The sequence below is a fragment of the Paenibacillus sp. N119s genome (assembly GCF_059447605.1).
On sequence record NZ_JCAJRU010000296.1, the window covers coordinates 1 to 5,298 of the forward strand.

The window sequence follows — 5,298 nt, forward strand, 5'->3', positions numbered from 1 at the left end:
TAGCTATAACCTGAAATGGCTAAAAAAATGATCGTTATGCAATATGGGAAAAATAGCTGAACTCTGTATCCTTCCATCGTCCAATGAATGACCAGTAAAAGTGTGGCAATCCCGCTTGCAACAAATACTGGAATTCTGCGCCGTCCTTTTTTTAATAGTACGGTTAATGCATACAAGCCGATGTTTGACAATAAAAGCAACAGTTCAAACAGCCTCATCTCGATTCCCCTTTTAAAAAATTTCTATTTTCGTTTGTTCTAATCTTATCCTGCCAGGCTAGCCTAAGCTATCGATTTGCCTTACATCAACCTAACAATTTTGTAATTCGATCTTGCAGTGTTGGAAGACTGGTAAAACCAAGGATGAATCAGTAAATACCAATAAGTATGTGGTTAATACATCACAGACTTATAACGACTATGGTTGTATCACAAGCGCTGTTGACGTGTTGGGTGTACCAACAACGTACACCTATGATGCAACATTGCATTTACTTGTTGGTGTCTCGAAACCAATTTCTGCGACTCAAACACAATATACGGAATATGTACGTGATGCAGTTCACGGCAATGTGACAAAAATTCGTGTTCGTGAAGTCCGATATTATGGAAATTTCACAGGGAGTAGAAATGCTTCAGCTAGATTTTCAGGGAATATGATTCACCCATTCTTTTGTGGGATCAAGAAATGGCGGGATTCTGGTGGGGGATTCATGTCCCGACCACACCGGATATGGGTGCAGCTCGTCTCTCATTAGATCTCGACATTGCATCCGTAGTTTGTTATCACGGGGGATTAAGTAATGTACATGTGAATGATCAGATATTAGGACTTACCAAAGGATTATAAAGTTAAAGTTCCAGCAAGCTACCTTTTCGTGAAACGATGTTGTTAGCGTAGAAGAATTGAACCAATGCTTCAATTCTTCTACTGTTTCCTCCCTTCAACCCCTTCTTTAAAGTTTATTTCTGCAACCCATTGATGATTTATCGGTCATAAAAAAATCACTCCACGCGTGCTAACTTGTATATAGATCAGACTTTAACTGATTAAAAATATATTCTTGCATTTGATCTAAAAGAAGAATGATGTTAGTATCTTTACCATTTTTCAAAACCCACTGAATAGACGTCATTGAGTTAGCAGCATATAGTTCAGCTAAATACTCCAATGCGATCGAAGTTGAAAAATTCTGTTGCTTTAAATAATCTAAACAAGTCCGAAACAAAATTTGTTCAAATTCTTTACGTAAATCGGCGGATATTTCATGAACGGTTAACAATGTTGAAAATTCCATCTTATTTTTAATCATTTGATCGGTTACAAGTTCTATGGCATTTGCTACCTTCCCCTCTTCCATTGCTTCAAAACGATGTTCAACCTCAACTTTAAAATCAGAAGCATACCGTTTAACTATTTTTTCTAGCAAGTCGTACTTATCCAAATAATGACTATAAAAGGTAGAACGTCCGATAAGAGATTGATCACAGATTTTTTTGATCGTAATATCTTTAAAATCATGTTGTTGGAGTAATTCAATGAAAGCACGCTCGATAGCTATTTTTGTTTTATAAATTCTGATATCTTCATTCATTTAACCACTTGCTCCTTATGTGTAAGTTTTCGAACACTTCATATATACCGTGTAAGATATCTTACAGATTATGCGATACTAATTATTTTTTATGTAGTAACTATACTCTATAGTAAGCACATACCCAAATTGAAGGAGGAAAATATATGTTTAAATCCTATGTCAATAATAAACAATTCAATCTTCAAATTAATCGTTTTATCAATGATTATTATCAAGAAGATGATCGAGCACAAGCTGACTTGGAAAAAATGATTCCGAAATTAAACGATACCCATAGCTGGTATGAAGCTTGGCTCAATTTTGCAAGGGAACGCGAAGATAGCAAGGACTATGACTTAGCCTCAGTCTACTATCAAGCAGCAGAATTTTACCTTGCAACCACAGACCCCAATAAAGAAAAAATGTATCAAAAATATAGAGAAACATTCTATAAAGGCTTTCATGATTTTGATTATGAATCCTACAAGATTCCCTATGAAGACTCCTATCTTCCTGCTGTAAAATTGTTGGCGCCTGGAGCTACGAAGACATTACTTGTCTTTGGTGGGTATGATTCTTACATGGAGGAGATGCTTAAAATGATGAAATTCATGAAGGGAATTAATTACAATATTATTGTATTTGATGGTCCAGGCCAAGGAACTGCATTAAAAAACGGCCTAAAATTCATTCACAACTGGGAAAAGCCCATATCAACGGTGATTGATTATTTCAAATTAGATCGTGTAAGTCTCATAGGCGCTTCTTGGGGAGGTTATTTAGCTATCCGTGCAGCAGCCTTCGAAAAGAGAATCGATAAAGTAGTTGCTTTTAACATTTTCTATTGTGGTTTAGATGCCTTAAAAATGGGAATGCCAGAAGAAACTTACCAGAGCATAGTGCAGTTAGTTGATCGTAATCAAGTAGATCAAGTGAATTCATTATTCGAACAGATGATGACTCACAATATTGATTTGCATTGGAAGATTACCAAAGGGATGGAAAACACGGGTGAAGCAACGCCTTTTGATCTCATTAAAAATTTCGAAAAGCACACGATGCACGGCATTGGAGCATTCATTAATCAAGATGTTCTTTTACTAGCTGGAGAAGATGATCAATACGTACCCATTAGCCGACTCGCACAAATCCAACAAGAATTAATCAATGCTGCTTCCATTACAACCAAAGTATTTACTAAAGAAACAGGTGGTGAGCAACATTGCCAAGCAGGTCACAGGGAGTTAGCATTTAATGAAATGAAGAATTTCCTATAACAAAGAGGGATGAATATTTAGTTTTTACCATATAAGAATTTAGAACACTAACATTCCATCAATGAAATGTACGTGTGGTTCCCCAACCAGCTTTACTCAATAGGTAAAAAGGTGGGTTTGTTATACGTTTGAAAGAAAGTGCTTTGGTATACTTAGATTCACAAAAAAAAGCCAGAACGCATTTTGTTTACGTTCTGGCTTCGCTTATTTCAGTTAATGAATATTTTCACATCTATTTCATTTACATTCACTATCTAAATTATTCAAAGCTTTATCACTAATATCATTAATAGGAATGTTTAAATTGCGCCAATAGTTCAAAGGATAAGCGGACTTACCCACAAGCATTTCACCTTGACGTATATAAAAACCCCCCCCCCTTTCAAGGAATTTAATTATCGGTTCATACAAATCTACATGGTCTAATGCTTCTTTGATCCCTTGATCAGCTAATGCGGAAATTTCCAAGTAACAGTAACTCAAAGCTTTGATATATATGTTCTCTAGCTTTTCAAGTTTGGGGCACACTTTAGATATATCAAGGTTAACTGTTTTTCCAAGCACACTAGCGATACTAAATATGGGATACTTATCGACAGAAACAGATGCAGATTCTATAAATGCATTGACTCTTCTGAAATATTCACTGACCAAAATATGGTGTGAATCACACAGCTGATCCCCTAAACTTTCAAAATGAATTGAAGACAAACGCTCTACAGCTTGATTAAGTATTCTTCCCAAATGGTTTAACCTCTCTTATTTAAACATATTTTTAAAGTAATAATCTTCATAGCCTGGAAAGGATTTATTGGGTTGAGAAGGGGCATTTTCGTGAGCACCGGGCGGATAACCTTCGTAGGTTCCCTTTTCTTGATTCCAAGATTCAAGCGTGCGGTACTTCTGCCCTTCTGCCATTAATTTACGTTCTGTTAGCTCATGTTCAGCCAATTGCTTGAACCATGTTTTTTGTTCAGGAGATAACTCTCCTTTTTGGGCTGTTTTCCATGCAAAAGCAATCTCATCATCAGCAGTAAATCGTTCAAGCCTAAATTCTATTCCTCCCGGTTGAGGTACTTCATGCTTACCAAAAAATAAATGCTTTTTCATAGTTCTTATTTCATCAATACTAAGACTTGTATTACGAGCAACCTCCTCAATATCCTTCATCTTTAATTTTCTTATTGATTGGTACTCTGCTTCTGCAAATGTATCATAATCCTTTGAGCCAGCACCAGTAAAGCCTTTTCCATCTCTTGTCTCTGTGTTAAAAGCAGGGTGCTGTTCGCTTTCTTTTAAAATATTTGTACTTTTAGCACCTTCATACTTAACGGATCCCTCCAAAATATTCTTGGGCTTAATCAGCGCTTTAGTTGTCGTAGAACCTATCATCAAACTAGCCGTACCAATCAAATTTGCCATATGTTCTTTTGACCATGCATTTGTGGGATTAAATGCTCCCTGAATCATGCCCGATACTCCAAATGTACCGAAATTGAGCATGTCATTCCATGAATCGTTTTGTTTAGCTGCCCGTTCCATGTACCCTTGATACATTCCCTTCGGAATGCCGTACGACATATAATCTAGGAAGCTCCATACTGAATCAAATTTTTTCTCATATCGTTCTGAATTAGCTGCTACAAAATCCTGACCAAGCTCCATTAAGCTATCCGCCGATTTCTGGAGCGCATTTCGTGTATCTGGAACAGGAACTGTACAAGTATTCGATGGAGGTGGCAAGCAACTTGGGTCTAGATTCCCATCCTCCATCATATCTGCTAATCTAAACTTATTTGCATGCTGCCGTAGTTCTCTAGCAATCGAATCTGTCAGTGTAACAAAATCAGCCATATTCTTCTGAGATATTTGGAATCTATAATAGAATTGCTCCTTTGTTATCCCCTCCCAAAATCGTTCCATAAACGAAATTTGCTGCGATAACTGACTATTCATTTGGATCGCCGTTTGCTGCGCAAGCTCAAATTTCTTAGAGACAGTTATAAGTTGTTCAGGTGTCACTTTAATTGTTGTCATAATTTACCTCGGTTGAGTTCATTAAGACATAATAACATTATTCAAATTTATGGAAAACCATCTTTATTACTAATTGTTATATGAATCTTAATTTAAATGATTTTTCTATCAAATATCTCAACCATAGTCAGAGCTCCTGCTTTGTATCCAGAAATATAATCTGAGGCAGATAATATAGAAATCAGTACATCATTTAAATCGGATAGTTCTTCAATTAATTCGTAATCTTGTTCCGACAATCTTGTTTTTAATGCTTTCATAGAAGCGGATATTTTCTGATGGACTAGGGCGTGTCTTCAAAGTGTTTGAGTAGGAATATATTGGTTAAAAGCATTAAATGAGTACACGATATGAAATTCAAGATCAACAATGGCGGCAGATTCAAGATCTTTTTCCACCTGAACGAAA

General features: G+C 36.2%; 5 protein-coding genes and 2 pseudogenes. 2 read left to right on the top strand and 5 right to left on the bottom strand.

Annotated features, from left to right (window positions below; translation table 11 throughout):
* Positions 1-218, bottom strand: a pseudogene (locus tag AC5V8P_RS23080) (alpha/beta hydrolase family protein); the annotation flags it as partial.
* Positions 219-693: 475 nt separating this feature from the next.
* Here AC5V8P_RS23080 and AC5V8P_RS23085 point away from each other — a divergent pair.
* Positions 694-849: pseudogene (locus AC5V8P_RS23085) on the top strand (MBL fold metallo-hydrolase); the annotation flags it as partial.
* 169 nt (positions 850-1,018) lie between these two features.
* Here AC5V8P_RS23085 and AC5V8P_RS23090 read toward each other — a convergent pair.
* A complete protein-coding gene (locus AC5V8P_RS23090) occupies positions 1,019-1,594 on the bottom strand; it encodes a TetR/AcrR family transcriptional regulator (protein ID WP_064797020.1) in 576 nt (191 codons plus the stop codon).
* Between the two features lie 146 nt (positions 1,595-1,740).
* Between AC5V8P_RS23090 and AC5V8P_RS23095 the strand changes: the two genes are divergently transcribed.
* On the top strand, positions 1,741-2,853 hold the full coding sequence (locus AC5V8P_RS23095; protein WP_064797021.1) for an alpha/beta fold hydrolase: 1,113 nt from the start codon (positions 1,741-1,743) through the stop codon (positions 2,851-2,853).
* A gap of 237 nt (positions 2,854-3,090) precedes the next feature.
* Here AC5V8P_RS23095 and AC5V8P_RS23100 read toward each other — a convergent pair whose 3' ends face one another.
* The 3 genes from AC5V8P_RS23100 to AC5V8P_RS23110 form a co-directional block, all read right to left on the bottom strand.
* Positions 3,091-3,597, bottom strand: coding sequence for a hypothetical protein (locus tag AC5V8P_RS23100; protein WP_064797022.1), 507 nt, complete (start codon positions 3,595-3,597; stop codon positions 3,091-3,093).
* 15 nt (positions 3,598-3,612) lie between these two features.
* Positions 3,613-4,890: a WXG100 family type VII secretion target gene (locus tag AC5V8P_RS23105; protein WP_231116858.1), complete on the bottom strand. Its 1,278-nt coding sequence runs from the start codon at positions 4,888-4,890 to the stop codon at positions 3,613-3,615.
* A 92-nt stretch (positions 4,891-4,982) separates the two neighbouring features.
* Positions 4,983-5,162 carry a DUF6809 family protein gene (locus AC5V8P_RS23110; RefSeq protein ID WP_495473904.1) on the bottom strand — a complete coding sequence of 60 codons (180 nt, stop codon included), beginning with the start codon at positions 5,160-5,162 and terminating at the stop codon, positions 4,983-4,985.
* Positions 5,163-5,298 lie beyond the last annotated feature (136 nt).

Bases quoted from the DNA above. Each gene is read 5' to 3' on its own strand.
- AC5V8P_RS23095 (WP_064797021.1), top strand. From the start codon at position 1,741: ATGTTTAAATCCTATGTCAATAATAAACAATTCAATCTTCAAATTAAT.
- AC5V8P_RS23090 (WP_064797020.1), bottom strand. From the start codon at position 1,594: ATGAATGAAGATATCAGAATTTATAAAACAAAAATAGCTATCGAGCGT.
- AC5V8P_RS23105 (WP_231116858.1), bottom strand. From the start codon at position 4,890: ATGACAACAATTAAAGTGACACCTGAACAACTTATAACTGTCTCTAAG.